Origin of the sequence: Marinobacter excellens LAMA 842, assembly GCF_001574445.1 — a bacterium.
Lineage (GTDB): Bacteria > Pseudomonadota > Gammaproteobacteria > Pseudomonadales > Oleiphilaceae > Marinobacter > Marinobacter shengliensis.
This window is the reverse complement of the sequence record NZ_LOCO01000057.1, coordinates 1-2,396: the sequence shown is the minus strand read 5'-3', so window position 1 is coordinate 2,396 and position 2,396 is coordinate 1. Positions and strand designations below refer to the sequence as shown.

General features: G+C 50.7%; 3 protein-coding genes. All 3 read left to right on the top strand.

Annotation, left to right across the window (positions count from 1 at the left end):
- Positions 1–116 precede the first annotated feature (116 nt).
- Complete coding sequence (locus J122_RS20045) at positions 117–527, top strand: immunity 70 family protein (protein ID WP_061334055.1); 411 nt, start codon at positions 117–119, stop codon at positions 525–527.
- 113 nt (positions 528–640) lie between these two features.
- Positions 641–946, top strand: a complete 306-nt coding sequence (locus tag J122_RS20040) for a hypothetical protein (protein WP_061334053.1) — start codon at positions 641–643, stop codon at positions 944–946.
- 131 nt (positions 947–1,077) lie between these two features.
- Positions 1,078–1,809, top strand: a complete 732-nt coding sequence (locus tag J122_RS20035) for a hypothetical protein (RefSeq protein WP_061334051.1) — start codon at positions 1,078–1,080, stop codon at positions 1,807–1,809.
- Positions 1,810–2,396: the final 587 nt, after the last annotated feature.

Here is a 2,396-nt window from a genome sequence, read left to right as displayed (position 1 = left end):
CGATGGTATTGAGTATCAGTGTTAACAAGTGCAGGCACGGCGACGTCTACTACATTGCGGCTTCGCCTCCATTTCGTAGCCGCGCATGCTGCAAGCGTTAGCCAATAGGAGAAGTCATGGCAGTAGGGATTACGGTAGGATCAATTACCGCTGAAATTGGTGCCGGAAGTTTTGTTCACTCATTTTTTTCTACAGTCACCATTCACTGTGAACCACATGGTTGGGGCAGTCGATACCCCCATTTAATGAACGAGCTTTATCAAGGCTATCTGCCCCACTCCCATGCAGCTGCAGCGCTCGAAGAGCTTCGTGACGCAAAGGCGGTGCTCGATAGGATTCCACCTTCAGATGTTGTGTGGGACATAGAAAACCGAGATGCTCAACCGCCATGGGGTACCAGCATATCCCCTGATATCACGAGTCTTGGTAATTACTTTGTCTCTAGCACTGGTCGGGATTTGTTTGCGTTACTAGAAGAGGTCTTGCAGTTATCAGTAGATAAGCAGAAGGACGCGAAACTTGGCTAACAAATCATTCAAGTTCGCTACCGGCCTCGCGGCCGTCCGCCGGACGCCTACTACGCTGCGCTACGAAGGCGCCGCTTAATATTCAGCGTTAAAAATACAAATAGGAGGGAGCCATGTGGTTCGTAATCGGTGGGATAGTTCTTTTGGTAGTCATGTATGGCGTGATCAATGGCTCCCGAAACAGTGACCCTCTAAACAGGAAGTGTGCAGCGGAAATTTGTGAGTACCTGACCAGCACAGAGGATTTTGATCCTGTGGAAATTCAGGCAATTTTCCAAGAGCATGCACGTTATCAAAAGCAGGCCAATCATGTGGCATCAATGGTTCCAGCACTCCTGATAAACGCGGGGATTCCCAAGGATGCTGCAATGCAGATTTATCCATTGGTGAAGTCAGCAGCAGCGATGCAACCAAGGTGAAATTTTTAACAAGTCAATTAAGTACGTTCCCGGCCTGGCGGCCGTCCACCGGACGTCCCTGACGGGCCGCCGCTTATTTCAGCGTTAGTGGACTTACTCGCCATCCACCAAGCTTAAAAAGTTTAACCTTAATGTCAAAAAATCGAAAAACTAGAAAGAAGAAGCAGGCAAGGAGCAAACCAGCCAAGCGCGTGAATACACCGACCAAGAGAAGCTGGCAAAAGCAGCTCTCTCGCGCCAACACTGCGCTTATGTGGTTGGCTGCAACTGGCCTTCTTGCGTTTGCCAGCCAGTTTGCATTCAAATATTTTACTGGCGAAGTAGAAGCCCGTTATGTGGAACCAGCGGGGAGAGGCTATGAATTCAGACTTACAAACAACAGCTCTACTGCCCAAATCATCGAGTATTTAAAGGTGGTCCCTGATCTTGAACAACAATTTCTCTTCAAGATCACTGAAAACGTATACGGGAGTTTCTCTGAGAATGGTGTATCAATTCCTGGAGGAAGCACAACTTACATGCCCGCGTTCGAATTTGAGGGCATGGATGGTTATGTCATTCCGGCCAATTCTTCGACTGAATTCAGAATTCCACCCCTAGTTGCGCGGACTTACATGCAGCCAGAGTCCGTAGTGGTGTTCGTTGAGTATCGAACTAGATCTGCTAATAGTGTAATAGGTTGGTTTGAGGAGCTTGCTAAGGGTGTCGGTATCGTCAGCAGCGAAAAACGATTGCGGTTTCTCGTTGCTGAGAACTATTGGACTCCAATTGGTGATGGAGCATCCGTAGACGCCATAAAAACGGCCTGTCGTGACAATGACCGTTTCGGTAAATCGTCTGTATGCGCGGAGCGCGATCGATGACTGCAACTCAGTCCCAGTGGTCCACTAACAAATGCAGGCACGGCGACGCCCACTACATTGCGCCTTCGGCTCCATTTCGCGGGCGCGCATGCTGCAAGCGTTAATGGCCCAGGCCGTCTTCATTTTTGGCGGACTCAGTGCAAGGGCCTTGGCATCGGACTTGGCTGCAAAGCCGCCTGTGTTGGTGATGGCCAAGGCCGGAAAAGTTGTTGTCGGGGTTGGTTGCCAAAGTCACCCGCAGCATAGTTATTCATGGCGTGCCCCAGTCGCAGGGCCGTCCAGTTCAAATGGTAATCGGGTTGGTACGGTTTGCGCTCTGGTTCCTTTCGCCATCCGTTGGGTTGGTGCAAGCTGTTCGGGAGAGGGCATTCAGCCTTTGGTGCCAAGGGAGACCTTGGTGGTGACCGGCCACTAACCAGGCGGTCAACCGGACGCCAAAAGCCTACAGCTTTTGGTTCCCTCCGCTGCGCTCCGGCGCCGGTTACCTCAGCGTTAACACTCAGGGAGATCGACCATGAAATGGGCATTTATTGATTATGAGAATGTCGGAAGTCTGGGCAAGGTCGATCTTTCGAGCTATGAACGGG